Here is a 25,981-nt window from a genome sequence, read left to right on the forward strand (position 1 = left end):
AAAAAACCAACCGTAAAAACCGTTAATATCAACGGTATCAGCGGTTGGTTTTTAGTTTTGGGAGCAATTCCTTAAGGTCCCATGTGTTGAAAATCTTTTTCATGCCCGGTTGATTTGGCGATTTCATAAAGCAGGTTGTTAAATTTTTCGCAATCAAGTCCAAATAGAAAATCCTTTTCATACCCTTTAGTCGTATAAACTGCAAATTCCCATATCGCATCATAATCTCTTGGATTGGCTGATTTAGCAATCAAATCAAGCACACTTAAAATTTCGATTCCGACAATCACGTTATCCTCGGAATAATGACGGATGTATCCAAGGCCGTTATACAGATAATAGCTAAAATCTTTTTCTTGAAGAATGACGCGCAAGTGTCCGTCCACATCCACCAGATAAGGATTCAGATTACCTACACAGGAAATGTAGGATAGCAGTTCTCCAAGTTGATTGATGGCATTAGAGGCAGTCTTTGGGTCATAATTTCCTACAGAACGGATGGCAACCTCAACCAGTTTATTAATGCTAAACTCCATGTCCTGCACTTCCGTCTGCCGTTTTCCAAAGCTGAAAAGTGCCAAATATTTGGGTATGTCAATCTCCGCATCTTCTTTCGACCAGTATGAAAGAATGGGGGTGGAGCTAAAAACATAATCTCCAATGGTATATTCCAGTTTGATGATGATGTCATCTTTTTTTGCTTCTTCCATGATTTCAACAAAGTCAATCAACTGTATATAACCGGATCTGTTAGATGAGATCTGCTTTCCTTCCCGTTTTGTCAGCCGTTCAACATATTCCTTAAGTGGCGCTGTATCTTTTACCTTATAAGGATCAATCTCATTCTGAAGCGACCCCTTCACGATGGACATGGATTCTTTTTTCATTTCGTATGTCATTTTGTTCACCTGAAGCCAGGCTACTGCATGATTGATGAAAAAGATAAACGTTCCCATGGACAAGGAGGCGAGTAGAACCGCCACCAGCGGGACGGTGAAAAAGTGATCAGCAAAGCGTTTGTTTAAAACCAGAAAGGAAAACAGCATGTAGAAAAAGCTGCCCGTGAATATTCCCAGGATCCGCTGTGTCGCTTTGCTCGCTATAAAGTTTTTTAATATCCTCGGTGAAAATTGGCCGGAAAAGGTTGTAAATACGACAAGAATCAAGTTGAAGGTAAATGTAGTCAATGTCAGGATTGCTGCAGTTAGTGTACTGACGAGTGCTTGTGTAAGATCATAATCTACTGCGAAGATGTCCCACATTCTTTCGCCCATTTGAAATTTATAATCTGCCGTGTAGGAAAGGGCGAGCAATACAAACGAGAAGACGATATACAAAACGGGTGTGAACCATAGGTTCGTCTGGAGCTGGTGTGACAATTCTCTCTCTGAAAGCTGGGTGTATCTTCTTAAGTATTTATCAAGTAACCTGAATCTTGCCATTCAACACACTCCTATGGGAAAAATGTCCCGGTTTTCTTTTGTAATCACTAAAAAAAAACGAAAAAACTGTGTCTTTCGTTATGTCATTGCACCCTAGTACACTTTTACCTATATCGGCATTTTTAAACTTCCATTTTATGAAAGGTGCCTTCAGAATTTTTGCACGGTGGCTATTAAACGGTAAAATAGAGGGTATGAGAAAACAGTATTTAATTTTAAATGAGTAAGCTTGAGAGCAGGAGAGAAGGGAGAGAAGGGAAAGGAGGGAGAATTGCCTCCCCCTGTAAAAGGGTAAACCCCTAGAAAGAAAGGGAAGCAATCGATATCTATGTATGTAGGAGCACACCTCAAGATGTCCATTTTACTGTTTCTCACAAACAACACACGTTTAGAAAGGACTACGCTATGAATAAAAAGTTATCATCTTTTCTTGGGGGAAGCGGTGAAGCTTCCAAAAAGAGTGATCAAATTCAGAACCGGGAAAGCTGGTTGAAGGTTATTGTAATCGGAGCTTTTGCACTTTTACTTTTTTATAAGATTGCAGCCTCGCCTTTCGTTTTCCGCTTCTCAGACTTTATCTCTCTGTTTGCTTCACTTTTTGCGTTAACCATTTCCGTCATGTACTATAAAAAATTCAACGATCTTGTACGGAAGCTTGAAGAACGTACGACTGATACGGAACGAATGGAAGAACCAGCAGTGGCAGCACTTCCTGAAGGTATTGTAAACAAAAACGAGGATGAACCGGCAGTAGAAACTGTTTTTCTGGAAGAAGGAGAACAACTTCCACAAAAAGACGATGAAGCTGAAGATCTTCCGACGGATAATAAACAATCGGTGGAGGTTCAGGCGGAGCAAGCAGAAGAACGACAGGAAGCCCTTCACAACCCGGGAGGCGACGCTTCGGATGCGGAGCAGGAAACTCTTGAATCCATTGAAAAAGCAGACGCTCAGCCTGTAGCGGAACCTGAACCATTATTCGAAACAAATGAACCGGATAACGAGGAAGTAAAAGAAGATTCAGCGGTCAATCGCACTGAGCAAGAAGATTCGGTCAATGACTGGACGTATTATGAGCCAAGTGAAGAAGATATGAAAACACAGATGTTGAAAGAAGAAGAATTGAAACAAATCGAGATGGACAAGACCCAGATTTATCAGCAGCTGTACACGAGGGCCAATCTGAATGAAGAGGAAAGAAAGTTCTATCAGGAACAGCTTCAGGAAAAAGAAAAACAGGCTACCAATCTGAAGCAGGAATTGATTCAGTTCACGAACCGGATTTCTCAGGCGATCAACCGTACACCGCAGCTCTTCCAAAAACGGGATTCACGAATCGAAGGTATTGTACGCCTCCTGACTCCCGAATTTGTCAGCGATTCTTCGTTGGGAGAAATCAATCATAAGCTTGATGAATTGGCAGCTACTATTCCCGAAGAAACACTGAGTTCCCTTCAGCGTGAGGGTTATCTGGATGATCGTTATCACTTTACGCGGTCAGGATACAGGGAAGCCATTAACGCCAGCAAATTAATTTAAGGATCAAAAAAGAAGTATCCATTTTCCGGATACTTCTTCTTCTTTGACTTTTAGTGAGTGTTCCGCATGAAACCAAGATGCTGCAGAGCGAGATGAAGGCTTGAAAAGGTCTTGATGCCTCTAAACTCGACACCGAGAGACGTCATTGTAAGGGCAAGCTCTGGGCGCAAACCGCTGATTTTGGTCTCAACACCAATAAGCTCCAACGCCTGAATCACCTGATAAATCTTTTGCGCCACCATCGTATCAATGATGGGTACTCCCGATAAATCCAGAATAAGGTTGCTTAATCCGAGATCCACCGAACTTTTTAAGGCATTGTCCATGAGAATCTGTGCTCGTTTGGTATCAATATCCCCAATCATGGGTAAGATGCCTATTCCGTCCCCAAGAAGAACCACTGGAACGGACAACTCATCAATCTCCTCCTCTGCAGTTCTCAAGTTGGAGATGTATTTTTCCATATAAGACGTACTTACCATTTGTACCGCAGTATCCACAACCAGATCAAATCCGGAAATTAGCTCATAAAACGTATCGAGATCCAACTTTTCATTTTTTGCTGCTTTTTTTATAATCAAACCGATTTTGTTTCGGTAAAAATGAACCTCTTCAATCGCATGATCAAGTGGAATATTCAATGAGACAAATATATCAGCATAATCCTTGCCCCAGTCTTTCAGTTTTTTAGCTGTTATGCTCAAAGGAAGCGGGATGGTTTCCCCATACAATTGGATCAGCTGAAGCCGTAAGTGCTGAAGCCGGTCTTTGTTGTTTCCTGCATGCTTATAGTTAAAACGCTCATCCTCCAGGATGGAATTGGATAACGTTTCTTTTTGTTCTAATATCAGCTCACTGATCTCTTGAAGATAAGTAGTTGGTTCATTTTTGATCATTTTTGACATAACAGACTCCTCCTAAAACCTACGCATAGTCTACCCTATATTGTTCGATCATTTTCCGTTTTTTGTAACGTATGGATGAATAACGCCGTTGGTATGTCTAAACAAGGAGAAAACCCTGAGGACAGAAGTTCTATAAACCTTATCAACATTCATATACAATTCATGGTTTCACCTCTTTTTTCCTACAGTTTATCCCTCAAAAGCCCCCATTGTTATCGGGTCTCACACATTGGCCCCCAAAATGCAGTATATCCCTTATACCAATGGTCATGACTGATTAGAAATGCCTCTCACTATTGTCATAAATTGTGTATTTTTTCTCAAAGATTGCGCTTTCATACAAAATTTCCTTAATTAAACTGTAAACGTACAGTGATACGTTGCACTGTATAATTAGCCCATCAAATAAAAAGGGAGAGAGAAACATGTCAACTATTTCTGAGATTATGGAGCACAATCAAACCTTTGTAAAAGATGAAGTGTACAGAGATTTTGAAACAACAAAATTTCCGAATAAGAAGATGGTCATCTTAACGTGTATGGATACAAGGCTCACAGAACTACTGCCTAAGGCGATCGGATTTTGCAATGGTGATGCCAAAATTATAAAGAATGCCGGAGCTCTTATTTCTCACCCCTTTGGAAGCGTAACGAGGAGTATCCTGCTCGCTATCTATGAACTTGGGGCTGAAGAAGTATGTGTAATCGGCCACAAAGATTGCGGCATGTCCGGGCTCCGCCATGATTCCTTTCTTGATAAGGTAAAGGAAAAGGGAATTGATCAAAACCAGCTGGATTTCTTAACAAGTGCAGGAATAGACCTTGAAAAGTGGCTGACAGGCTTTGACCGTGTGGAAGATAGTGTGGCACACAGTGTGACGTTGGTTAGAAATCATCCGCTTCTTCCTGAAGGAATAAAAGTACACGGGCTTGTGATTGACCCTCACACAGGTGGATTGACCACTGTTGAAATACAGGAATCTGTAACTGTACAGCATTAGAAAAATAGAGATAAGAGAAGAGAGGGAGAGATTGAATGGGTCTTGTTAACCGTTTTAAAGGCTATACACTGTCTGATTTGAGAAAGGATCTGGTGGCCGGTTTTATTGTAGGGATTGTGGCCATCCCCCTGGGAATGGCATTCGCCATCGCATCAGGCGTTCGTCCGGAAAATGGATTGTATACTGTTATCATCGCAGGTATATTGATCTCGCTTCTCGGCGGTTCCCGCTATCAAATCGGGGGTCCAACCGGCGCGTTTGTTCCGATACTGCTCGGGATCGTGATGCAATATGGTTTTCAAAACCTCATGATTGCCGGTTTTATGGCTGGAATCATGCTCGTCATCATGGGGCTTTTAAAATGGGGTTCACTCATCAAATATATACCCAGGCCAGTCATTATTGGCTTTACGGCAGGGATTGCTGTCATCATTTTCTCAGGACAAATTTCTAATTTCCTCGGTCTGAAAGATGTGGAAAAGCACGAAGAATTTCATCTCAACATGATGGCGATCTGGGATAAGATTTCAACATTTAATGGGAAAAGTGTCCTTGTGGCCCTTTTTTGCCTTGCCTTGTTGATTGCTGTTCCAAAAATCACAAGCAAGATCCCGCCGGCCCTTATCGGACTTCTTGGATCCACCTTAATCGGATTTTTGTTTTTTCAGGGTCAGATTCCGACAATTGGTACTGCCTTTGGTGATATTCCGAACAAGCTGCCAGAATTTGAGTTCTTTGATTTATCGCTTGAAAAGATTATCTATCTTCTTCCTCCTGCGATTGCCATCGCCCTTCTTGGCGGGATTGAATCACTGTTGTCAGCTATGGTGGCAGACGGCATGAAACAAGGCTACAAACATGACAGCAACAAAGAACTGGTGGGACAAGGTATTGCAAATATGGTTGCTCCGCTGTTTGGGGGGATCCCGGCAACAGGTGCCATTGCAAGAACCGCCACTAACATTAGAAACGGAGCAATTTCCAAAGTCTCGGGCGTTTTTCACGGGGTTGTGGTGCTCCTCGTGCTGCTGCTATTTGCGCCTTATGCTTCACTAATTCCTCTCGCGAGCATGGCTCCCATCTTAATGGTTGTCGCCTGGAATATGAGTGAAAAAAAGCAGTTCATGCATGTGCTGAAAACAAAAACAATGGATTCCGTCATTTTGCTGACCACCTTTTTGCTGACGGTATTCACCGACCTGGCTACTGCGGTTATTGCAGGATTGCTTCTTGCTTTTGTCATTTTTATTACGCGGATGAGCCGTGCTCTTCACATTAAGAAGGGAAAAACAGCACTTACCCACTTGTCGGAGGATGAGAGGGAAGGTATTGAAGTTATTACGCTGAATGGACCGCTCTTTTTTGGTTCAACCGATGTGCTTGAAGAATCAGTCAGTGCGAAACAAAAAGAAAAGGTTGTCATCCTTAAGCTGCAGGATGTACCCTATATCGATACCAGTGCCGAGGCTGCCTTGTTAAACATCGTGAAGAAGGTGAACAGACAGGATGGAGAGCTGCTGATTGTGGGACTTCAGCCTGAGCCGAAGCAATTGCTGGAGAGGACAGGGCTGACTCACGAAATCGGGCACCATCGGTTCTTTGAACGGATGGAAGAGGCCCTGGGCACCGCGAAACAACTGATGAAAACAAAAGTATCAAGCCAAATCTCCTGACAGGTTTACCGTCTTTTCCACTGATATGGAAGAGGCGGTTTTCTTTTTGGTTTAGTCTTAAGCCATAAAGATAATATTAAAACAATAGTTATTTCTTTTTATACATGGTAAAGTTCCATATAGTATTATTAATTTTTATACATAATCGTTGAAAAAGAAGGGTTGCGTATGGTATTAGGTAACAAAATGGTCAGAATTGGTATTGAAGTTTTATGCATAATTTTTGGTAGTATGCTGGTCGCGGTAGGGTCGAATACCCTGCTTTTGCCCGCCCATTTGCTTTCAGGTGGCCTCATGGGGATTTGTATGATTATTTACAATGTGACGGGCTGGTCGGTAGGAACCCAATATTTCCTCTACAATATTCCATTGCTGATATTGGCTTATATCCACCTTGGCAGGAAGTTTATCGTGTATACCCTGCTTGCGGTAGGCTTTGACTCTTTGTTCTTGCATTTGGTCCCGATTAAAATGATGTGGACGCATAACATCATCCTAGCAGCAATTTTTGGAGGGGTGGTTTCCTTCGCCGGAGGTGCGATTATGCTTCGTGCTGGCGGTTCAAATGGCGGTCTTGACGTTTTGGGAAGGGTGATTGCCAAATACAAAAACTTGTCAATTGCACGGTTCGGTTTGATCATGAATTTTATCATCATTACGATTTCGGCTGTGATCTTCAACGTACAGGCGGCCATGTTTACCATTCTTTCCATGTATGTTGGCGCCAAAACGTATGATACGATTCTTACGGTTGCGGAGAGAAGTTCTGTCATGATTGTTACGGATAAAGGAAGTGAAGTGTCAGCTGCTCTGAACGAGGCATTTAATCGGGGAGTTACGTTTTGGGATGGTGAAGGTGCCTATTCCCATACGAGTAAACAAGTCGTGTTTTGCGTTATTGTGAATATTCAATGGTCCGATCTTGTGGATATTGTGAAAGAAGTGGATGAAACAGCGTTCATTACTGCTGTTCCGGCTCATAAAATCGTAGGTAACTTTAAAAATGTATGGTAAAAAACCCACTGGCTGATTTATTTCGCATTGCTCGCAATAAAACGGCTGGCGGGTTTTAATTTTCTTTTTTTTCGGCAAGATGCTTCAACATTGACATTTTATTTTGCCAGAACTGCTCAAAGTAGGAGAGCCATTGCTCCAGCTCTGAGAGTGGTTCGGCCTGAAGGGTATACCGCTTTTCTCTGCCCGTCTTCCTGCTTTGGACCAAACCTGCTTCATCCAAAATAAGCAGATGCTTCGAAACAGCTGTCCGGCTCATGGGGAACCTTTCAGCAATTTCGGTAACCGCAAGTTCCCGTCCGGCCAGCAGCTTTAAAATTTCACGCCTCGTGGGATCAGCGATAGCCTGGAAGACATCATGCTTTTTCGGTGAGGTGCTCATTTCTGTTCGGCAGTATCTTTCAAGGTTTGAATGATCTTTGCCCAGCCACCGCTCATATTGTCACGGACAGCAGAAACTTTTTGCTGTGCCTTTGGCAGTATGGCATCCGGATGACCCCAGCCGGAATGGGTAAGGGTAAATTGAGTTTTTCCTTCTTCTTCTTTCAGTTCAAATGTAACGACCCAGCCAAATTGGTCCCATGCGAAAGAAAGTTTATTTGGCGGCTCCACCAGGAGAACCTTGCATGGTGAAGGACCGAATGGTGACTGGATATGAAATTCATGTCCGACATGGGGCTCAAAATCATTTGGCATAAACCAGCTGGAAATGCCCTCTGCTGTGGCTGCCAAATTCCATACTTTTTCAATGGGAGCATCAATTACCTCTTCATACTGTATATCTTTTGTGCGTTCGGTTGATTCTGACATCGTGATTGTCTCCTTTTAGTTTAGAATATGAAACCGATTGGTTATATAAAGTATATACAACCAATCGGTTTCATGTCAATGCGTTTTAATTTTTTACAAAAATTTCATGGTATTGTTTTTCCCGGAAGAGAGAGAATTTAAATATACCAATTGAGGAGGTGAAAACACATGGCTCAACAAGGTGGAAACAACAACGAACTATTGGTTCAAGGTGCTCAACAAGCTATCGACCAAATGAAGTACGAAATCGCTTCTGAATTTGGTGTACAACTTGGTGCTGACCAAACTGCTCGTGCTAACGGATCTGTTGGTGGAGAAATCACTAAACGTCTAGTTGCTCAAGCTCAATCTCAACTTTCTGGATTTGGTGGACAACGCTAATTTTAGCGAAGACGACAAAACAGAATACTCAATGGACAAGGGCTGCCTATGATCATAGGCAGCTCTTATTTATTTCCAGTATGCTGTCATGGCTTATGTTGCATAATACAGTTGTGGAGAAGTTTACAATCGGAGGTTCAAACAACATGTGGTCACAGCAGAAAATGAATCATTTTAAAAATGTGTTGCTTCAAATGAAGGAGAGCCTGGACAACAGGCTGAATGACAATCGTCATTACGGATCAGAATTAGAGCTGATCAAGGAATCGGTCAGTGAACTTTCCAACTATGACAACCATCCCGGTGATACGGGAACCGAATTATTTGAGCGGCAAAAAGACATTGCGTTAAATGATCTGAATGAAACGGAGCTAAAGTCCATAAACGAAGCGCTCAAACGGATTGACAACGGTGAGTACGGATATTGTAAAACGTGCGGCCAGCCTATAGCTGCAGAGCGCCTGGAAGCTTTGCCTGCAACCGCGTATTGCAAAGAACACAGCCTTGAGCAGACAGGCTCTTACCGCCGGCCGGTTGAAGAAGAAGTACTGATGCCTCCTTATGGGAAATTTGATAATGATGATAAGGATGCAACGTTCTATGATGCCGAAGATTCTTGGCAGGATGTAGCGGTTTATGGAACAAGTGAAACACCATCCGATTTCTCCGAGAACGGAATGCTCAATTACAATGAGATGTTTGTAGAATCGGAAGAGAATGTTGGATATGTGGAAGACATTGAAGGGTTTATCGCGACCGACATGGATGGAAGTAATACCCGGATCATTCCCAATAAGATGCATAAGGATTATGAACGGTTTTTAATGGATCAGGAACAAACGGATGAAGACTCTGATTATGTATAAAACATGAAACTCCTTATCCTCAATTTTGAGGAAAGGAGTTTTTTCAATGTGCCAGCTTTTTTATTTGATCGATCTCCTCAGCATGGCTGATTCCTTCGTCTGAGGGTGTTTCAAGAAGGAGAGGGATCTCTTGTAATATGGGGGAACGGATGAAGGGTTGAAATTGTTCCCGAGAGATATACCCATTTTTAAAAATATTCGCATGTCGGTCTTTGCCTTCGGCGTAAGGGTATTTGGAGTTGTTAAGGTGAATCGCTGTAAGGTGCTGAATATAACCGAGCTGTTTTCCATGATCCACAATTTCCTCCCAGTTGTCTCCGTTCCAAAGACCGCTGGCAAAAGCATGGCACGTGTCTAAACAAAAGCCGATTTTTTCAGGATAATGAGTCAAATTGCGAACTTGAACGAGCTCCTCCAGTGTAGTGCCCATTGAACCAGGCCGTCCTGCATTGTTTTCAAGCAAAATCTTGCAGCTTCCTTCCCAATCATCAAGGACTTCATTCAGCATGGAAATCATGGTTTGGTACGCAGCAAGAGGATCACTGCCAATCGCGCGGTTTCCAAAATGAACGACGACCCCCACGGCACCACAGGCCTCTGAAATTTCAAGGTCATTGGCAAGGGAGCGGATGATCAGGTCCTTTTTGTCAGGATGAGGAGTAAGGCTTGTCGGGTACGGAGTATGGGCGATGGAGATGACATTATGCTGATGGCAAAATTGTTTACATTGCTCTGCGTCATCCCGGTTAAATTCTTTTATTGAAAGACTTCTGGGATTCTTCGGAAAAAATTGAAAGGCATTTGCCCCGATCGAAGCAGCGTGTTTGGCAGCCCCGTAATATCCGTTTCGTATACTTACATGACAGCCTAATCTCATGAGGATAACCAGCCTTTCAATGCTTTTTATTAGCGTAAACCACGGGGAGCATTTCATTCATGTAAAATGGATTTCGTAATATTTCCTGCTTGGGAAATAGGACCCTTTACTTAATGGGGCGAATTCCTTTTTAAGTGTTTCATTAATGGTATGATGAGAGGGGTTCAAGCTAAAAAAAGAAAGGAGTCCGGGAACTATGAATAAAAGATCGTTAGTGACGCCTTTTTCTGATTTCGAAGAAGCTGCCGACAGTATTCTGAGTTTAATTAGCAAGTTTATTTCGATTAATACGTTATTTATAGCGAAAAATGATACATTTACCAATGAAATGGTTAAGGTCCATAATCGTGACTATGTACTTCTGAATGAAGGAGAGCAGCCTCCCTTCAAAGAAACCTATTGCAATCTTAGTGTGGAAAATGGTAAGAATGCACTTGTTATTGCAGACATTTCCGAAAATCCGCTCACTAAAAAGTTAAACGTAACCAAGGACTTGGGAAATGGAAGCTTTATCGGGATTCCTGTCTATTACGAAAATGGTGACAACTATGGAACGATTTGCGGGCTGGACAGTAAGCCTTTTTCGTTTACGGAGGATCACATTGAACTGTTCACCACCATGGCTTCACTTATGACCTATGTACTGGGATTAACCCGGGCAAAGAAAGAAATCAATCAATTGTCTGCTCCCATGATTTCAATCACTAAGGGAGTGGCCATACTTCCGATTATTGGGGAGATTACAGAAAGCAGGGCAGAAGCCATCATTCAATTAACACTTGAAAAAACACAAACACTTTCTCTTGAAAGCCTTGTGATCGATCTATCAGGCATTACTCAAATCAATGAGTATGTAACCCATTATTTATTAACCATCACAAAAACACTTTCTTTGTTGGGAGTCCTCCCTATTCTTACGGGTTTCAGACCTGATATGGCAAGACGCAGTGTGAATAGCGCGGAAGAACTGTCGAAAATAACCATTAAGGGAAACCTTGAAGATGCCCTCACGCATATCGGGTTCAGCCTGATTCCGAACGAGACGTAAGTCCAACCAGAAAGTAAGAATGAACCTCCTTCTTTTGTTGCAAACTAGGAACAGAAAAAGGAGGTTTTTAAAGTGGAACAAGCGAAAGTGATTTTACTTAAATTTATTGTTTGCCTCATTGCATTTTCAATTGGATTGGATTTGTTCTTTGATGCAACACTGACCGATATTATTTCCTTTAGTGTCACGACCACGGTGGCTACCTATATCCTCGCTGACCGCATTCTTTTGCCGCGGATCGGCCAAGGAAATACCCTGATGGCTGAATTTTTGCTGACGTACACCATTGTCTGGCTGTTTGGGTCCATCCTTCTGCATGGTTATCTTCAAATCGCATGGGGAAGTGCCATTTCAGCAGTCATCATCACGGCAGGAGAGGTCTATATTCATAAGTTTTTAGCAAAACATTTGCCAAGCGCTAGCAACAGGGAAGGTGTGCCGTCGCACCCGGGCACAACACCTAAACTTCGGTTTGTTACAGAGTTTGCAGAAGACGAAGATCCAACAAAAAGGAAGTAGAATTAAGTGAGTAATTTGGAAGAGGAGCTGTGATAGGCTCTTCTTTTTCTATGTGAATCGGCACATATCTCTGGTGAATAACTGGTAGATATGGCATAATTGGAAACTGTTGTAATAGTAGTATAGGGGAGGGAGAAACATGAAAGTACTGATTGGTTCAATCATTGTGGTTCTGGTGATCTGTTTTGGAGTATGGCTCATTTTGTCTCCTTCATTTAAAAAAGTGGGCGATACGGCTCAAAAGCTCAGAGAGAATGTACAGGGGGAAGAAAATGGAGAAGAAAAGCAAGAAAGGCATTAACCGCAAAGTACTTGGGGGAATTATCATTGGAGTTGCTTTAATCCTGGCAGTTGGCATTACTTCGTTGTTCATAGAGAAGGTACCCAATGGCTATGTAGGGGTCGTGTACAGCCCGAATGGCGGGGTTCAAGATGATACGTTAGGACAGGGATGGCACTTGGTCGGCTTGTTTGACAAGGTGACGATTTATCCGGTTCGCATGCAGACCGTTAATTACAGCAATATTCAAGTGGCAACATCCGATGGAAAAAGTGTAACCATTGATTTTGCTTACAATTACAGCATCCAGCCTGATAAAGTGGTACAGGTGTTCAATAAGTTCGGTCCGGTGGAAATTGAAGAAATTGAAGGATCTTATTTGCGGACACGGCTGTGGGATGCCGGGCGAAAGGCCATCGCAAAATATTCGGTTATTGATACATACGGTGAGAAATCATCAGAAGCGGCAACTAACGTGCAGAAAATCTTTGCCGAGGATGTTCGTCAGCTGGGCTTTAACGTGAATAATTTGACACTTGGGGTGCCAAAACCGGATAAATCCACTCAGGCCGCGATTGATAAAAGAGTGGAAGCAGCTCAAGAGTTGGAACGAAAACAAATCGAGCTGAAAATCGCAAAAGCTGAGGCTGAAAAGAAGCAAATTGAAGCCAAAGGGATTGCTGATTATAACGCAATCATTAAGAAATCGATCTCCAAAGAAGTTATTCAAAACAAGTGGATCGAAAAATGGGATGGAAAGATGCCAAAAGCGACCGGAACGAATTCTTTGATTCAGATACCGGTTGACGAAAAATAAGGCAGCACATAATAAAACAAGCCATTCGCTTTTAAGCGAATGGCTTGTTGTTTGATCAACCTGTGTTTCGGAGCCCTGCCGCAATGCCATTGATGGTAAGCAATGCTTCTCTCAGGAGCTCTTCATCGATTTGTTCATTCTCCCGCAGTTTTGAAATTAGCTCAACCTGAAGGAAGCTGAGCGGATCGACATACGGATTTCGAAGACGGATCGATTCTTTAATATTAGGAACATGGTCCATGAGCTGTTCCTGGCGAGTGATAAGCAAAATCGCATCTTTTGTGCGGTTATACTCATTTTCAATTTCCGAGAAAATGCGCTGGGCCATATTCTGGTCATCCACCATTGCGGTATACTCCCTGGCAGCGGTCAAATCCGCTTTCATTAAGGCCATTTGGAGGTTATCGATGGTAGAACCGAAGAACGGCCATTCTTGATACATTTGCTGTAGCAGACGAAGCTGTTCTTCTGTTTCTGTAAAACGCTGAAGTCCTGTGCCCGCCGCATACCAGGCAGGCAGCAGCTGGCGGCTCTGTGTCCAAGCGAATACCCAAGGGATTGCCCGCAAGTCCTCAAAACGTTCGCTTCCCTTACGGCTCATCGGACGTGAACCGATGTTCAGGGAACCAAGCTCTGGAAGAGGAGTTGCTTGTTTAAAATATGTCAAGAAGTCGGGATCATTAAAGACAAGCTCCTGATATTTTTTAAGAGCAGCGGCAGACATCTCGTCCATCATCTTCTCCCATTCCTTGGTGCGGATGTTATTTTGTTCTGCTTCCGATGATACATTAGCGGCGGCCGAAAGAAGGGTGGACGTGGCCTGTTCAAGGCTTCGATAAGAAATGTCATACAGGGAATAGCGTGAGGATAAAACCTCACCCTGCTCCGTAATTTTAAAGCCGTCACCCAGGGTCTCGGCTGGCTGAGAAAGTATGCTTCGATACAATGGTCCGCCACCGCGTCCGAGTGAGCCGCCGCGCCCGTGGAAGAACTTAAGTCTCACACCATATTTTTCGGCGACTTCATGGATTTCCTGCTGAGCTTTATATAATTTCCAGTTGGCCGTCAATGTGCCGCCATCTTTGCTTCCATCGGAATATCCCAGCATGATTTCCTGAACATTGCCGTGCTTCTCAAGCTGTTTGCGATAGAAATCCATAGAAAACAGCTTTTCCATAATGGCAGGGCCTGCAATCAGATCATCAATTGTTTCCAACAGCGGAGCAACGTTTAACTTGCTTTCGATACGGCCGTCCGCGTGAAGCCGGTATACCCCTGCTTCTTTGGCGAGAACAAGCACTTCAAGGAGATCGCTTACGGATTCCGTCATACTGACAAGATAGACTTCAATCGCACGGTCCCCAAACTCTCTGTGGGCTTCCTTGATCATTGTAAATACGTCAATCATCTGCCGGGTTTCTTTTGAATAATCTTCAGTGAAAGGAAGCAGAAGAGGACGGGGATCTTCGAGTACCCCGGTCAGTAATGCTACTTTTTCTTCTTCCTCCAAAGCAGAATAATCATCTGCCAGGCTTACCGAACGGAAGATCTCCGTAATGGCTGCTTCATGCTCGCCGCTATGATTGCGAATATCAAGTGTCGCCAAATGGAATCCGAAAAGCTCTACCTGACGGATCAGCTGGTCAAGATTTTTTAATCGGCTGCCAGCCGGGGAATGCTGCTCAAAGCTTCGCTTGATTTGCAGCAAATCTTCCCTAAATTCATTGGCATGCTGATAGCCTTGCGAATCTTTGCCAACAAGCTTTAACTTTTTCAGCATGATGGCGATTTTTACACGATAGGCCTCATGTTCAACTTTCCATTTTTCATCCTCTTGAAGGAATGCAGCGTCTTTTTTGTTGGCTGCTACAAGTTCTTCAGAAATCTGTACGTGCTTTGTGGACTGGCTCATCTGTTTCATGAGGCTGGTCAGCGCCTGGTGATATTTTCGCAAAGCCAGTTTCCGGTGCTTCGTCAACGTCTCCCAAGTGAGGGAAGGGGTAACATTTGGATTTCCGTCACGGTCTCCGCCAATCCATGAACCAAAACGAAGAATGTTCGGTACATGCCACTCTTCAGAAGAATAATGCTTCTGTAGCGTTTCCTGGAGCTCCTCATGAATTTGCGGTAGCACCTCAAAGAGTGTCTCATCAAAATAATAAAGGCCATTCGCCACCTCATCCATAACAGTTGGCTTGCGGTCACGAAGTTCATCGGTCTGCCACAGGATGGTAATCTCATTAAACAGTTTGTCCTGCACGTCCTCACGCTCTCTGGAGGTAAGAACGGTTTGATCCAGCTGATGCAGCAAAAGCGCGATCCGTTTATGGATTTCAAGTACACTTCTTCGTGTAGATTCTGTTGGATGTGCGGTAATGATCAATTCCATAGATAGCTTATCGATCACATTTTTTATAAGATCGGCTTCAACCCCATTTTCTTTGAATGAACTGACGGTCGATTCAAGGGAACCCGGCTGGTTCCCGTCAAGAAGCTGATATTCCCTTCGGCGACGGATTCGGTGATTTTGTTCTGCGATGTTAACCAGGTGGAAATAAATAGCAAAAGCCCGAATGACTTGCTGTCTTTGCGGCAATTGCAGAGCAGCGATTTCATTTTTTAGCTCCTGATAGGATAATTGGTCATTGTTTCGAAGAGACTTGGTCATTTCTCTGATTTTTTCCACTTTATCCAATAAATCCTGTCCGCCTTGCTGTACCAGGACGTTTCCCAGCAGCTGTCCGAGGAATTTGACATCCCGGCGCAGCGGAGAGCTATTATTTTCAGCTTTTGCGGATTCTAAAGTTGTAGTCATGACTTCACCTTCCTTAACTGTAATCCCTTACTGTTGAATTCTGTACCATTGTTTGAATATTTTGATTGTATGCATTGTACCATAAAAACACTCTTCTTTCCCAGTGTAAAATAATTGAAAAAGAAATCTGTGTGAGTAAAAAAGAGAAAAAAACTAATACAGTTTATCATGTAAGCGTATACATCGCGGATAAAAAAATACCCGGCGGGACAGCCGGGCATCACGTCTAAATATGAAAAGGGGTTGTTGGGATGTCTTTACTATACCAGCTTGTACATCACAATCATGGAATGTGGGACATTTTAGACATTCAACAAAAAGATTCAACAGGTCGTAAGAGAGTTTGTGGGGATTCGAATCAACAGAAAATTTTGGTATGATAAAGAGTAAAGGGGGGTGCATCCGGTTGGAGAATCACAAACGATTGTCCGGGACTTCTTTCACTCATGCAAAGCCTGATAGTAGAAAGGCGATCCTTTGCATGGGGCGAAACATCTAATTGATCGCAAAAAACAGCTTTTCTGGTATTTTGGCTTTGCACCTTATTTTGCTGGAATTCAAAAATAAGGGGCTGGCACGAATGAAATATAGCAATGCTAGTAAAGTGTTACCTGAGAATCTGATTCTGGAAATTCAAAAATATGTTCAGGGGGAGACCCTGTACATTCCTAAGCGGGAAACTGAGCACCGGAAATGGGGAGTATCGAGTGGCGGGAGGCGGCTGCTTGACCGGCGTAATGCTGCTATCAAAACATCTTTTCGTAACGGAAGCAGCATCGAGCTGCTGGCCGAAGAACATTACCTTTCCACTGAAACCATTAAGAAGATTGTCTATTCTCGAAAAGCATAGTTCAAAGCACTGGTGCCTTCTTTCACCAGTGCTTTTTTATGCAAAAAACGATTCTAAGTCATTTTTTCCATTTTGGATGCTTCTTGACTTTTTTATACTATAAGTAAAAGGCACCAGTAAGGAATGGAGAGATTACGGATGACAGAAGGATTTATTAAAAACGAACAGTTAAATTTCATAAAGAAACAGATTGCCTTGATTAAGGATACGGCTCAAAAACATGTGCCTCCATCTGTTTTGAAGGCGATAATCGATATGGCCACTGCCAAAGTTCTTGACCTTTTTCCAAACGCATCATCAGATCAACAAGAAATGCTGGACCTTTCAAGCCTGAAAACAGATGAGCAGTTTGAGGAGTATATTCAGCATCTTTCCGCTTTTTTGCTGCCTTTTCCAAGCGTGACAGAACAGCAATTGAAAAAAATGTTTCCGAAAAATAAAAAGTTAAAGCTGCCGGATTTATCAATGATCGACCACAAAAAGCTGACGTACCTGAGCTGGAACGATCTCAGATCCAACAAAAAGTTTATCGTATATGAATTAGATGGCAAATTGGTCGGCATTGAATGCAAATTTGAGCCGGCGGGTAAGAAGAGCTTTTGCTCATTTTGTAAATGTGCGGGAGAGGTCGCTTATATTTCCACTGTAACCAAAGCAAAAAAATCCAAAAATCCGGATTACTACAAGGCCATTGGTAATCTGATCTGCGCTGATAACAGCGAGTGCAATAAAAAAATTACCAACACTGGTTATTTAACCTCCTTTTTAAAAGAATCATTAGGAATCTGAACTCTTTTTGTAAAAAGAGGAATCTTTGTCGTTTTGTAGAAGGCTTTACTGCTCAAGCCAGGGAAACTTGCGCAAGTAAAGCCCTGTTTTTTTTTCGGCCAGACTATCTATGTTTTAATTTCCTCTGCAGCGTGAAAATACATAGGATATGGTTATTTACCAGGAAAGCAGTTAGTAAACAAAAAATAAGGAGCAGGTGAATGATTAGATTTGATAATGTCTCAAAAAAGTACAATGACGGGACCATGGCGGTAAAATCGCTGAACCTGGAGATCAGGGCAGGTGAATTCTTCGTTGTGATTGGGCCAAGCGGGTGCGGTAAAACGACCATGCTCAAAATGATCAACCGGCTGATTAAACTATCAGAAGGAACTCTCTTTATCGATGGAAAGAGAATCAGTGATTACGATATTCATGAACTGCGCTGGAATATCGGGTATGTTCTTCAGCAGATCGCTTTGTTTCCTCATATGACTATCCAGGAAAATATTTCGGTCGTTCCTGAGCTCAGGGGATGGAGCAGAGAAAAAATAACAAAGCGAGTAGATGAGCTATTGGAAATGGTTGGTTTGGATCCCGATACATACCGCGGCAGGAAGCCAAAAGAACTTTCGGGCGGCCAGCAGCAGCGCATCGGCGTCATCCGGGCGCTGGCTGCGGATCCGGAAATCATTCTCATGGACGAGCCATTTAGTGCTCTTGATCCTATCAGCCGCGAAAAGCTGCAGGATGATCTTTACGATTTGCAGAGGCGCATCAAGAAGACGATTGTATTTGTTACGCATGATATGAAAGAAGCGCTAAAGCTGGGAGACCGCATTTGTATCATGAATGGTGGCGAAATGGTTCAAATTGGAACTCCGGAGGATCTCCTGAAGCATCCTGCTGATGAATTTGTTCGGGACTTTGTTGGCAGTAATGAAAAATCCTATAAAGCAGAAGGGGATCTTTCCCGTCTGGCTGCACCTCTTCCAGCGGATGTAAGTTTTTCTGAATCATTGAAAATGATATCTGCGTCTGCTTCATTAAAAGATGCCCTGTTCCTTTTAAAGGATGAAGAAGAGTTGGGGGTTGAGGAAGAAGGAAAAATAATCGGTACCCTCAGCAGACATGCCGTGATTCGGTACCTTTCGGATCATTTGGAGGAAAGGAGCAGCGGCCATGAATAATTTTTTAAACGTGTTTCAAGAAAGGAAGGGGGAACTGGCAAGCGCCCTTCTTGAGCATATCCAAATCTCTTTTATTGCACTATTGTTTGCCGTTCTGATCTCCATACCGCTTGGAATCTATCTGACCAAAAAACCAAAAGCAGCTGAACCTATCATTGGAGTCACAGCGGTTTTGCAGACCATTCCGTCCTTGGCACTCCTTGGGTTGTTAATCCCTTTGTTTGGAATCGGAAAAATTCCGGCCATCATCGCACTGGTCGTGTATGCTTTACTTCCCATTCTAAGAAATACATATACCGGTATTAAAGAAGTCGATCCATCCCTGATTGAAGCCGCAAAAGCAATGGGCATGGACAGCGGAAAGCGACTCATAAAAGTGGAGCTGCCCCTGGCGATGCCTGTGATTATGGCAGGAATCCGGACGGCCATGGTTTTGATTATTGGTACAGCAACGCTTGCCGCGCTGATCGGTGCAGGCGGGCTTGGGGATATTATTCTGCTGGGTATTGACAGGAATAACTCGACACTTATCGTGCTGGGAGCTATTCCAGCCGCTTTACTGGCTATTTTGTTTGATGTTCTCCTTAGAAGATTTGAGCTTCTTTCATTTAAACGGTCCATGATGACGTTTGGCATCTTGAGCCTGGCGATCCTCTTGGTTGCGATTGCTCCGTCCGCTTTACGGGGGGAACAGAAAGAGATTGTCATTGCCGGTAAGCTGGGCTCCGAACCGGAAATACTCATTAATATGTACAAGCTTTTGATTGAGGACGAAACGGATTTGAAGGTTGAACTGAAACCGGGTCTTGGAAAAACATCCTTCGTCTTTAATGCACTGAAATCTGGCAGCATTGATGTTTACCCCGAATTTACAGGGACGGCCATTACTGAATTTTTAAAAGAAACCGCATCCAGTACAAACAGAGGCAAGGTATATGAGCAGGCACGAAAAGGGATGGATGAAAAGTTCGATATGCAGTTGCTCCGCCCCATGAAATATAACAACACCTATGCTCTCGCGGTTCCGGAGAAAACGGCAAAACAATATGGACTCACTGCGATTTCCGATCTGAAAAAGGTCAGCCAGAATATGAACGCCGGATTTACGCTGGAATTTGCAGACAGGGAAGACGGATACCGCGGCATACAGAAAAAATATGACCTTACACTCGGAAATGTGAAGACGATGGAGCCAAAGCTGAGGTACAATGCCGTGAAAAAGGGCGACATCAACATCGTGGATGCTTATTCCACTGACAGTGAGCTGGAGCAATACCACCTGAAAGTTCTTCAGGACGACAAGCACCTGTTTCCACCGTATCAGGGAGCACCGCTGTTGCGGAAGGAAACGGTGGAAAAGTACCCCGAAATTAAAAAGGCACTGAATAAGCTCGCTGGGAAAATTACAGACGATGACATGAGGGAGATGAACTATAAGGTAAATGTGAAAGGCATGTCACCGGGGAAGGTGGCAAAGGAATTTTTAGAGGGAAAAAATATACTTTGATGAACAAAAAGACCGCTTTGTGAGGAGCGGTCTTTTTAGATATCTTTATTGATGATGGCCATCATCTGGTGGTCTTCCCACTTCCCGTTGATCCTTACAGATTTTACGGCGATTCCTTCTTTATGAAACCCGGCTTTTTCCAGGACGCGAATGGACCCTTTATTGTGGGGCATGACACCGGCCTCGATACGATGCATTTTAAGTTCATCAAAGGCATAGGAGACCATTTTTTGAACGATCGAGCTCATGTATCCTCTCCCGTTATAGGTCTGGTCCAGGCAGTAGCCAAGCATACAGCTTTGTACAGGCTCCCTTTCAATTTTAAACAGGGAAGCATCCCCGATTAAATCGCCGGTTTCCTTTGAAAAAATACCAAACGTATATTGCTGTCTAAGCTCACGCATACGCTCAATCATGTTCAGCCGTTCCTGCTGGCCTTCCAGCGTATAGAATTCAGGGTTTCTTAAGGGAGTGAATGTTTGAAAAAACTCCCGGTTCTTTACCTCGAGCTGAAGCATATGTTCGGCATGGCCGGATTCCATCGGCTGTAAAAGGAAGGATTCTATTTTTTTACTCATATACTCACCTGCCTTTCTTATATCGTAGCACAGGCAAAAGATTTCATGATAGGTTGCTAACATATTTCTTCCTATTATGTCGAAATAAGCTATAATAAGCTTATGTTGTTTAGATGTTTAACTATTAAAACACCTATCGGTTTGAACATTACTATTTTAATAGGAGAGTAACCATGGACTCTATCAATACCTTGGAAAACTATCTTACCAACCATTCAGCGTCCATTGCTTCAGAAGTCGTTGACGAGATTATTGGGCGGTTTGAATTTCATATTCCGAAAGAGGAAATTATACAGGCAAAACAAATGTATAATGAATTTATTGTGTTTCTGGCAGATTCTCTGGATTGTGAGGAAGGCTCTGTTCCTGAGGTTTTAATGGAGTGGAGCAAAAAGAATGGAGAGGCAACTGCCAAAAGCGGGCTTGAGATTTCCCAAATTTTGATGCGGTATCCAGATACACGGATCGTTTTTGCTGATTATATGACCAAGCTGGGGATGGAATATCAGCTTGGCACTCAGGATGTCGTGATGATCATCAAGCGAGTGAACCACATTTTGGATCTGAGTATTAATGAAACGGTTTTTGCTTTTGAACGATATAAAGACCATCTCATTAATGCCGCGCAAAATGAAATCAAAGAATTATCCAATCCGGTTGTTCCGATTCAGGACAAGATTGCTGTCCTTCCTCTGATTGGAAAGATAGATGCCGACCGGACGGATCATTTGCTCAACCATGTGGTTCCAAGGATTCAGCAGCTGCACATTCACCATTTAATCATTGATTTTTCAGGAATCGTGAACATTAATACAGAAGTAGCGATGTACATTTTTAATATACAAAGTGTTTTTCAGCTTCTTGGCATTGAAATCCTAATAACGGGGATACGTCCAGAATTAGCCAGCCGGATTGTTCAGGCAGGCATTGATTTTACAACGATTAAGGTATATGGCAATGTAAAGCAGGCTATTGAAAACATCCAATAAAAAAGGGGACAATACTAAAGGTGTTGTCCCCTTTTTCTACGATATTCATCTACTCCTCAGCTCTAGAAATGTCTTTAATCGCTGAAATGCGCAAAATATGTAGCTGACCGTTTTCATCGATCACTCTCAGGATACGGTTCTTCTCATCCATATAATGGACCATTCCTTTGACTCTGTGCAGATGGTCCCTTTGATAAACGGTAAACAGCAAGGCAAATGAAAATTCCAAGGCTTCAAGGACCAACTGATCCATTTCCTCCAAATGCTGTTCATCCGGCTCCAGCTCTTCTTCTTCGTAATACTCCTCCAGAAAATAGTTCTTAAGATGTGTTACTGTCTCGGGGAGCATCAAGCTGGTTTTCCATTTTATGTTACCACGGTCCCGAATCACATCACTCATCCTCCTTTCTACCTATAATAACCGAACACACGTTCTTTTTAAACTGGAAAAAATGGACAGTCATGATATAAGGCTGATTTGAAGAAAACTGCAGTCTTATATCATGCCCATCCGATTAAAAGGTACTATATACATTGTCACATTCTTCAGCTGTCGGCTGATAAAAACAATGTAGCTTATATCGTGCAACAAATGGCTGGTCATACCAGGTCGGCGGGCAATCGCCCTGTGGCCTGAAATACCAAAGACTATATTTGGCCGGCCAAAAGCGCTCCCCATTAATGGCACGCCTTGCGAGCCGCTTTTCACTCGATCGGGCAGCCTGATAAAAATAGCCATGGGTTACGGCTTCAAAAGCGTGCGGCTGGTAAATCATCTGAGGGATGGTCCTGAGGCCTTTAAAGTCGGAACAATTGGCCCGGATCCGGTTAATTCCAACGTTACCAATCAACTGCATCCCTCGAACTCCTTCACCTTCACCTTCCGCTCTGAGCAAACGGGCGAGAAGATTAATATCTGAACTGCTGGCTTGCACAACTGCCACCGTATCACCTCCATATCGTTCTTTTCTAATATATAAAAAAGAAGGTTGGGCCATAACCATGAAGAGAAGATTTTCCCAGGAAATCAAAAAAGGGCAAGGATGCAGCAGCATCCTTACCCTGATTTTTTTACCATCCCCGCTCATATTGAGAAGGAATATGAAGTTCGTTTTTCTTATGCACAGTTTCCGCAGCACGAAGCGGCCAGTATGGATCTCGTAGAAGCTCGCGGGCCAGCAGAACGAGATCTGCTTTTTCGTTGCGGATGATTTCGTCTGCCTGCATGCCTTGTGTGATCATACCTACGGCCGCAGTTGCAATATCCGCTTGCTGGCGGATTTTTTCTGCAAAAAGGTTTTGGTAACCGGCACCGACCGGGATCGGCGCTTTTGGAACATTACCGCCAGAGCTGCAATCGATAAGGTCGACACCTTCTTGTTTCAGGCGTTTGGAGAGTTCAATGGATTCTTCCAGTGTCCATCCGTCGTCTACCCAGTCGGTAGATGAAATACGGACAGTAAACGGAAGATTTTCGGGCCATTCTTGGCGCATCACACGAACCGTTTCCAATACAAAGCGGATGCGGTTGTCAAAGCTTCCGCCATATTCATCTGTACGCTTATTGGAAAGCGGGGAGTAAAAGCTGTGAGCCAGATATCCGTGTGCACCATGGAATTCCATCCACTCAAAGCCGGCTTCCCGCGCTCTGATGGTGGCCTGTCGGAAGTTCTCCTGAATTTCCTTGATTTCTTCCACGCTCAGTTCTTTCGGTTCTTTGTATCCGTCATTAAATGGGATGGCACTCGGTCCGACCACATCCCAGCCGCCCTGATCATTTGGAACTCCGGCAGCCGGTGCTTCTTTTTCCTTCCATGGGCTGTAGGTGGATGCTTTTCGTCCAGCATGGGCGAGCTGGATTCCTGGTACGGCACCATGTTCTTTCAAAAAGGCAGTGATGCGTTTAAAGGGTTCGATATGCTGATCCGTATAGATCCCCAGGTCTTCGGGTGAGATGCGCCCTCTTGGTTCTACAGCGGTAGCTTCCACGATCACCAGGCCGGCTCCACCGACTGCACGTGATCCCAAGTGTACGAAGTGCCAATCATTCGGTACTCCGTCTTCGGCACTATATTGGCACATAGGTGAGACACCAATGCGGTTTCGAAGTGTAATATCCTTAATGGTTAGTGGAGAAAAAAGATGTGGCATGGACAAGACTCCTCCTGTGGTTTAAGAATTAAAATCAAAATCATGGTAACACAATCCGAATGGTGCGATAAAACAATGTGCTTAGCATTCGTTCAAAACTCATTGTAGTCTACCCTTTTTAAGGGAGAGATATAACATAGACATGAAATGACGCAAAAACAGAAAAATAGACAGAAACAGGAAGGGAAATTTTGCATGATTATCGAATGTATTGCTTGAATAGAAAAAGGCAGGTGCGATGTATGTCATACTCAGAAAAACTCATTCAAAAGGTAAAGGAAATGTACATATTGGATCATAAAGCGCGTGTACATATTGATAAAGCCCAGCATTCCATTAACGTCTTTTTTGGTGACATGAAATTTAAATTACGATCTGTAGAAGAAAAAACGGATGAAATTAACATTGTGATTAACGAAGCAGTCCCCGGCATCTTTGCCCAAATCATGATTAAACAAAGTGTTCTCTGCTTTGAACGGTCACCCAATGGAATCATTTATATCCAGTTAAAAAACGAAGATATCGAGACCAAGCTGGATACACTTCAGTGGGATGGAAGGTGTGTGGCCTCTGAACGGTATAACAAAGAATTTACAATTCCCCTGATCAACAGCTATTTGAAAGAGGCTTTTGATCCTGTTCTTTTTTAGGTAAACAAAAAAGGCAGATCTTTGTAAAAGAACTGCCTTGCTTGTTTTGTAATTTATTAGAAAGTATGTGCTGCATCCTTAGCACGTGCAACGCCGTTTTCTTTGATTTCTTGTGCTTTTTCAGGCATGGCTGCTTGTCCTTCGATAAATACGCCATCGAAAGAAGGAACACCGAAGAAGTTCATCATGATACCAAGGTAACGGTGCCCCATTTCTAGTTCTGCTGCAGGGCCTTCAGAGTAAATGCCGCCGCGAGCTTGAATGTGAATGGCTTTTTTGTCGGTTAGAAGACCTACAGGGCCAAGCTCTGTATACTTGAATGTTTTTCCTGCAACTGCAACGGAATCAAGATATGCTTTCATTACAGGCGGGAATGAGAAGTTCCAAAGCGGTGTTACGAATACATATTTGTCTGCTGCAACGAATTGTTCGCTAAGCTGACCCAAACGTTCCACTTTTTCCTTTTCACTTGCAGATAGTTCTTCAAAGCCTTTACCGCTTTGCAATTTTCCCCAGCCGCTGAATACATCCGCATCGATTTGCGGGATATTTTCTTTATAAAGATCGATATGAACGATCTCATCCTCAGCATTCAGATTTTTATATTCTTCGATAAATGCCTTTCCGGCAGCCATGCTAAAGGATTGAGCCTCATCATGAGGGTGGGCAGTGATATATAATACTTTTGCCATTGTTATTTCCACCTTTTCTTGTAAATTTACAACACAGAACATGTGCATGTGTTATTATCACGCTTAGGATTGAATTTGTGAAGTAGGCACATTTATGTGTTATAGTATAAAAAAAGGTACTGTAAAAGTGGAGGAAGCAAGGATGAAGAAAAATCCCGAGCAATGCCAGGTCGTTGTGGCATTGGATATGATTGTTGGAAAGTGGAAACCGATTATTATACAACATCTGCTGAATGGAGATGTGTTGCGTTTTAATGAACTCAGAAGATTAATGCCTGATATCACTCAGCGTATGCTTACTCTTCACCTGCGTGAACTGGAAGAGCAGGATATTGTCCAGCGAAAAGTTTATCCGCAGATCCCTCCAAAAGTGGAATATTCAATTACGGAATACGGAAAAAGTCTGGAGACCGTCATGGATGCCATGCACCAATGGGGAGCTGCCCATGTGGAACATATGGAGATGAAAAAGAAAGAAGATGCTTTGAGCGAGAAGGAAATCTGACAAGATTTCCTTTTTTTAATGGGAATTGACACCTCAAAGGTTTGGTCGATACAGAAAATGGGGAGGTTTAATTGTAAAAAAATAGAGGATGAATTTTTTTGAGTTGTGGTTCAT

General features: G+C 43.1%; 28 protein-coding genes. 17 read left to right on the top strand and 11 right to left on the bottom strand.

Annotated elements, in window-relative coordinates; all coding sequences use genetic code 11:
• Positions 1–71: 71 nt before the first annotated feature.
• The gene (locus QNH15_RS06800) at positions 72–1,442 is read right to left on the bottom strand and encodes a DUF2254 domain-containing protein (protein ID WP_283893532.1); all 1,371 of its coding nucleotides are present in this window, start codon (positions 1,440–1,442) and stop codon (positions 72–74) included.
• Positions 1,443–1,847: 405 nt separating this feature from the next.
• Between QNH15_RS06800 and QNH15_RS06805 the strand changes: the two genes are divergently transcribed.
• Complete coding sequence (locus QNH15_RS06805; protein WP_283893534.1) at positions 1,848–2,981, top strand: hypothetical protein; 1,134 nt, start codon at positions 1,848–1,850, stop codon at positions 2,979–2,981.
• A gap of 50 nt (positions 2,982–3,031) precedes the next feature.
• Here QNH15_RS06805 and QNH15_RS06810 read toward each other — a convergent pair whose 3' ends face one another.
• Complete coding sequence (locus tag QNH15_RS06810) at positions 3,032–3,886, bottom strand: STAS domain-containing protein (RefSeq protein ID WP_283893535.1); 855 nt, start codon at positions 3,884–3,886, stop codon at positions 3,032–3,034.
• Positions 3,887–4,311: 425 nt separating this feature from the next.
• Between QNH15_RS06810 and QNH15_RS06815 the strand changes: the two genes are divergently transcribed.
• The 3 genes from QNH15_RS06815 to QNH15_RS06825 all read left to right on the top strand — a co-directional run bounded on the left by QNH15_RS06815 (position 4,312) and on the right by QNH15_RS06825 (position 7,574).
• The gene (locus QNH15_RS06815; protein WP_283893537.1) at positions 4,312–4,887 is read left to right on the top strand and encodes a beta-class carbonic anhydrase; all 576 of its coding nucleotides are present in this window, start codon (positions 4,312–4,314) and stop codon (positions 4,885–4,887) included.
• A 35-nt stretch (positions 4,888–4,922) separates the two neighbouring features.
• Positions 4,923–6,560: a SulP family inorganic anion transporter gene (locus QNH15_RS06820; RefSeq protein ID WP_283893539.1), complete on the top strand. Its 1,638-nt coding sequence runs from the start codon at positions 4,923–4,925 to the stop codon at positions 6,558–6,560.
• A 168-nt stretch (positions 6,561–6,728) separates the two neighbouring features.
• On the top strand, positions 6,729–7,574 hold the full coding sequence (locus tag QNH15_RS06825; protein ID WP_283893540.1) for a YitT family protein: 846 nt from the start codon (positions 6,729–6,731) through the stop codon (positions 7,572–7,574).
• A gap of 55 nt (positions 7,575–7,629) precedes the next feature.
• Here QNH15_RS06825 and QNH15_RS06830 read toward each other — a convergent pair whose 3' ends face one another.
• Together QNH15_RS06830 and QNH15_RS06835 are read right to left on the bottom strand one after the other, a co-directional pair.
• Positions 7,630–7,956 (bottom strand): ArsR/SmtB family transcription factor, encoded by a 327-nt coding sequence (locus QNH15_RS06830; RefSeq protein ID WP_283893541.1) that lies wholly within the window; start codon positions 7,954–7,956, stop codon positions 7,630–7,632.
• Complete coding sequence (locus QNH15_RS06835; RefSeq protein WP_283893542.1) at positions 7,953–8,384, bottom strand: SRPBCC family protein; 432 nt, start codon at positions 8,382–8,384, stop codon at positions 7,953–7,955. The genes QNH15_RS06830 and QNH15_RS06835 overlap by 4 nt, the downstream gene beginning before the upstream one ends.
• Before the next feature lie 168 nt (positions 8,385–8,552).
• On the opposite strand from QNH15_RS06835, the gene QNH15_RS06840 reads away from it, so the two are divergent.
• On the top strand, positions 8,553–8,765 hold the full coding sequence (locus tag QNH15_RS06840; RefSeq protein ID WP_061967841.1) for an alpha/beta-type small acid-soluble spore protein: 213 nt from the start codon (positions 8,553–8,555) through the stop codon (positions 8,763–8,765).
• Between the two features lie 146 nt (positions 8,766–8,911).
• Positions 8,912–9,631 (top strand): TraR/DksA C4-type zinc finger protein, encoded by a 720-nt coding sequence (locus tag QNH15_RS06845; RefSeq protein ID WP_283893546.1) that lies wholly within the window; start codon positions 8,912–8,914, stop codon positions 9,629–9,631.
• 43 nt (positions 9,632–9,674) lie between these two features.
• Here QNH15_RS06845 and QNH15_RS06850 read toward each other — a convergent pair whose 3' ends face one another.
• Entirely contained in the window at positions 9,675–10,508 is an 834-nt protein-coding gene (locus QNH15_RS06850) for a deoxyribonuclease IV (protein ID WP_283893547.1), read from the bottom strand.
• A gap of 196 nt (positions 10,509–10,704) precedes the next feature.
• Between QNH15_RS06850 and QNH15_RS06855 the strand changes: the two genes are divergently transcribed.
• The 4 genes from QNH15_RS06855 to QNH15_RS06870 all read left to right on the top strand — a co-directional run bounded on the left by QNH15_RS06855 (position 10,705) and on the right by QNH15_RS06870 (position 13,172).
• A complete protein-coding gene (locus QNH15_RS06855; protein WP_283893548.1) occupies positions 10,705–11,556 on the top strand; it encodes an STAS domain-containing protein in 852 nt (283 codons plus the stop codon).
• 72 nt (positions 11,557–11,628) lie between these two features.
• A complete protein-coding gene (locus QNH15_RS06860; RefSeq protein ID WP_061967848.1) occupies positions 11,629–12,075 on the top strand; it encodes a YndM family protein in 447 nt (148 codons plus the stop codon).
• Positions 12,076–12,214: 139 nt separating this feature from the next.
• Complete coding sequence (locus QNH15_RS06865) at positions 12,215–12,376, top strand: hypothetical protein (RefSeq protein WP_283893551.1); 162 nt, start codon at positions 12,215–12,217, stop codon at positions 12,374–12,376.
• The gene (locus tag QNH15_RS06870) at positions 12,348–13,172 is read left to right on the top strand and encodes a prohibitin family protein (protein ID WP_283893553.1); all 825 of its coding nucleotides are present in this window, start codon (positions 12,348–12,350) and stop codon (positions 13,170–13,172) included. Before QNH15_RS06865 ends, QNH15_RS06870 begins: the two co-directional genes overlap by 29 nt.
• A 55-nt stretch (positions 13,173–13,227) precedes the next feature.
• Here QNH15_RS06870 and ppc read toward each other — a convergent pair whose 3' ends face one another.
• Complete coding sequence (gene ppc, locus QNH15_RS06875) at positions 13,228–15,987, bottom strand: phosphoenolpyruvate carboxylase (protein WP_283893554.1); 2,760 nt, start codon at positions 15,985–15,987, stop codon at positions 13,228–13,230.
• Between the two features lie 580 nt (positions 15,988–16,567).
• Between ppc and QNH15_RS06880 the strand changes: the two genes are divergently transcribed.
• The 4 genes from QNH15_RS06880 to opuFB all read left to right on the top strand — a co-directional run bounded on the left by QNH15_RS06880 (position 16,568) and on the right by opuFB (position 20,302).
• Positions 16,568–16,837 carry a CD3324 family protein gene (locus QNH15_RS06880; protein WP_283893555.1) on the top strand — a complete coding sequence of 90 codons (270 nt, stop codon included), beginning with the start codon at positions 16,568–16,570 and terminating at the stop codon, positions 16,835–16,837.
• A 138-nt stretch (positions 16,838–16,975) separates the two neighbouring features.
• Positions 16,976–17,626: a FusB/FusC family EF-G-binding protein gene (locus QNH15_RS06885; RefSeq protein WP_283893556.1), complete on the top strand. Its 651-nt coding sequence runs from the start codon at positions 16,976–16,978 to the stop codon at positions 17,624–17,626.
• A 200-nt stretch (positions 17,627–17,826) separates the two neighbouring features.
• The gene (locus QNH15_RS06890) at positions 17,827–18,795 is read left to right on the top strand and encodes an ABC transporter ATP-binding protein (protein ID WP_283893557.1); all 969 of its coding nucleotides are present in this window, start codon (positions 17,827–17,829) and stop codon (positions 18,793–18,795) included.
• Entirely contained in the window at positions 18,788–20,302 is a 1,515-nt protein-coding gene (opuFB, locus tag QNH15_RS06895; protein WP_283893558.1) for an osmoprotectant update ABC transporter permease/substrate-binding subunit OpuFB, read from the top strand. The genes QNH15_RS06890 and opuFB overlap by 8 nt, the downstream gene beginning before the upstream one ends.
• A 35-nt stretch (positions 20,303–20,337) precedes the next feature.
• On the opposite strand, the gene QNH15_RS06900 is transcribed toward opuFB, so the two are convergent.
• A complete protein-coding gene (locus QNH15_RS06900; RefSeq protein WP_283893560.1) occupies positions 20,338–20,880 on the bottom strand; it encodes a GNAT family N-acetyltransferase in 543 nt (180 codons plus the stop codon).
• Between the two features lie 173 nt (positions 20,881–21,053).
• Here QNH15_RS06900 and QNH15_RS06905 point away from each other — a divergent pair, with 173 nt between their 5' ends.
• Positions 21,054–21,869 (top strand): STAS domain-containing protein, encoded by an 816-nt coding sequence (locus QNH15_RS06905; RefSeq protein WP_283893561.1) that lies wholly within the window; start codon positions 21,054–21,056, stop codon positions 21,867–21,869.
• A 49-nt stretch (positions 21,870–21,918) separates the two neighbouring features.
• Here the strand turns inward: QNH15_RS06905 and QNH15_RS06910 are convergent, their stop codons facing one another.
• From QNH15_RS06910 to QNH15_RS06920, 3 genes are all read right to left on the bottom strand, one after another.
• On the bottom strand, positions 21,919–22,260 hold the full coding sequence (locus QNH15_RS06910; RefSeq protein WP_283893562.1) for a YolD-like family protein: 342 nt from the start codon (positions 22,258–22,260) through the stop codon (positions 21,919–21,921).
• 124 nt (positions 22,261–22,384) lie between these two features.
• Positions 22,385–22,813, bottom strand: coding sequence for a cell wall hydrolase (locus QNH15_RS06915; protein ID WP_090236609.1), 429 nt, complete (start codon positions 22,811–22,813; stop codon positions 22,385–22,387).
• Between the two features lie 127 nt (positions 22,814–22,940).
• Complete coding sequence (locus QNH15_RS06920; RefSeq protein ID WP_283893564.1) at positions 22,941–24,020, bottom strand: NADH:flavin oxidoreductase/NADH oxidase; 1,080 nt, start codon at positions 24,018–24,020, stop codon at positions 22,941–22,943.
• A 242-nt stretch (positions 24,021–24,262) separates the two neighbouring features.
• On the opposite strand from QNH15_RS06920, the gene QNH15_RS06925 reads away from it, so the two are divergent.
• Positions 24,263–24,670, top strand: coding sequence for a hypothetical protein (locus QNH15_RS06925; RefSeq protein ID WP_283893565.1), 408 nt, complete (start codon positions 24,263–24,265; stop codon positions 24,668–24,670).
• A 56-nt stretch (positions 24,671–24,726) separates the two neighbouring features.
• Here QNH15_RS06925 and QNH15_RS06930 read toward each other — a convergent pair whose 3' ends face one another.
• Positions 24,727–25,362 carry an FMN-dependent NADH-azoreductase gene (locus tag QNH15_RS06930; RefSeq protein WP_061967874.1) on the bottom strand — a complete coding sequence of 212 codons (636 nt, stop codon included), beginning with the start codon at positions 25,360–25,362 and terminating at the stop codon, positions 24,727–24,729.
• Between the two features lie 142 nt (positions 25,363–25,504).
• On the opposite strand from QNH15_RS06930, the gene QNH15_RS06935 reads away from it, so the two are divergent.
• Positions 25,505–25,867: a winged helix-turn-helix transcriptional regulator gene (locus QNH15_RS06935; protein WP_129477155.1), complete on the top strand. Its 363-nt coding sequence runs from the start codon at positions 25,505–25,507 to the stop codon at positions 25,865–25,867.
• Positions 25,868–25,981 lie beyond the last annotated feature (114 nt).

Source organism: Fictibacillus enclensis (genome assembly GCF_030123385.1).
Taxonomy (GTDB): Bacteria; Bacillota; Bacilli; order Bacillales; family Fictibacillaceae; genus Fictibacillus_C; species Fictibacillus_C enclensis.

What these genes read in the sequence shown, in the direction of transcription:
- QNH15_RS06800 (WP_283893532.1), bottom strand. Translation starts at nt 1,442, where the DNA reads ATGGCAAGATTCAGGTTACTTGATAAATACTTAAGAAGATACACCCAG.
- QNH15_RS06805 (WP_283893534.1), top strand. Translation starts at nt 1,848, where the DNA reads ATGAATAAAAAGTTATCATCTTTTCTTGGGGGAAGCGGTGAAGCTTCC.
- QNH15_RS06810 (WP_283893535.1), bottom strand. Translation starts at nt 3,886, where the DNA reads ATGTCAAAAATGATCAAAAATGAACCAACTACTTATCTTCAAGAGATC.
- QNH15_RS06815 (WP_283893537.1), top strand. Translation starts at nt 4,312, where the DNA reads ATGTCAACTATTTCTGAGATTATGGAGCACAATCAAACCTTTGTAAAA.
- QNH15_RS06820 (WP_283893539.1), top strand. Translation starts at nt 4,923, where the DNA reads ATGGGTCTTGTTAACCGTTTTAAAGGCTATACACTGTCTGATTTGAGA.
- QNH15_RS06825 (WP_283893540.1), top strand. Translation starts at nt 6,729, where the DNA reads ATGGTATTAGGTAACAAAATGGTCAGAATTGGTATTGAAGTTTTATGC.
- QNH15_RS06830 (WP_283893541.1), bottom strand. Translation starts at nt 7,956, where the DNA reads ATGAGCACCTCACCGAAAAAGCATGATGTCTTCCAGGCTATCGCTGAT.
- QNH15_RS06835 (WP_283893542.1), bottom strand. Translation starts at nt 8,384, where the DNA reads ATGTCAGAATCAACCGAACGCACAAAAGATATACAGTATGAAGAGGTA.
- QNH15_RS06840 (WP_061967841.1), top strand. Translation starts at nt 8,553, where the DNA reads ATGGCTCAACAAGGTGGAAACAACAACGAACTATTGGTTCAAGGTGCT.
- QNH15_RS06845 (WP_283893546.1), top strand. Translation starts at nt 8,912, where the DNA reads ATGTGGTCACAGCAGAAAATGAATCATTTTAAAAATGTGTTGCTTCAA.
- QNH15_RS06850 (WP_283893547.1), bottom strand. Translation starts at nt 10,508, where the DNA reads ATGAGATTAGGCTGTCATGTAAGTATACGAAACGGATATTACGGGGCT.
- QNH15_RS06855 (WP_283893548.1), top strand. Translation starts at nt 10,705, where the DNA reads ATGAATAAAAGATCGTTAGTGACGCCTTTTTCTGATTTCGAAGAAGCT.
- QNH15_RS06865 (WP_283893551.1), top strand. Translation starts at nt 12,215, where the DNA reads ATGAAAGTACTGATTGGTTCAATCATTGTGGTTCTGGTGATCTGTTTT.
- QNH15_RS06870 (WP_283893553.1), top strand. Translation starts at nt 12,348, where the DNA reads ATGGAGAAGAAAAGCAAGAAAGGCATTAACCGCAAAGTACTTGGGGGA.
- ppc (WP_283893554.1), bottom strand. Translation starts at nt 15,987, where the DNA reads ATGACTACAACTTTAGAATCCGCAAAAGCTGAAAATAATAGCTCTCCG.
- QNH15_RS06880 (WP_283893555.1), top strand. Translation starts at nt 16,568, where the DNA reads ATGAAATATAGCAATGCTAGTAAAGTGTTACCTGAGAATCTGATTCTG.
- QNH15_RS06885 (WP_283893556.1), top strand. Translation starts at nt 16,976, where the DNA reads ATGACAGAAGGATTTATTAAAAACGAACAGTTAAATTTCATAAAGAAA.
- QNH15_RS06890 (WP_283893557.1), top strand. Translation starts at nt 17,827, where the DNA reads ATGATTAGATTTGATAATGTCTCAAAAAAGTACAATGACGGGACCATG.
- opuFB (WP_283893558.1), top strand. Translation starts at nt 18,788, where the DNA reads ATGAATAATTTTTTAAACGTGTTTCAAGAAAGGAAGGGGGAACTGGCA.
- QNH15_RS06900 (WP_283893560.1), bottom strand. Translation starts at nt 20,880, where the DNA reads ATGAGTAAAAAAATAGAATCCTTCCTTTTACAGCCGATGGAATCCGGC.
- QNH15_RS06905 (WP_283893561.1), top strand. Translation starts at nt 21,054, where the DNA reads ATGGACTCTATCAATACCTTGGAAAACTATCTTACCAACCATTCAGCG.
- QNH15_RS06920 (WP_283893564.1), bottom strand. Translation starts at nt 24,020, where the DNA reads ATGCCACATCTTTTTTCTCCACTAACCATTAAGGATATTACACTTCGA.
- QNH15_RS06925 (WP_283893565.1), top strand. Translation starts at nt 24,263, where the DNA reads ATGTCATACTCAGAAAAACTCATTCAAAAGGTAAAGGAAATGTACATA.
- QNH15_RS06930 (WP_061967874.1), bottom strand. Translation starts at nt 25,362, where the DNA reads ATGGCAAAAGTATTATATATCACTGCCCACCCTCATGATGAGGCTCAA.
- QNH15_RS06935 (WP_129477155.1), top strand. Translation starts at nt 25,505, where the DNA reads ATGAAGAAAAATCCCGAGCAATGCCAGGTCGTTGTGGCATTGGATATG.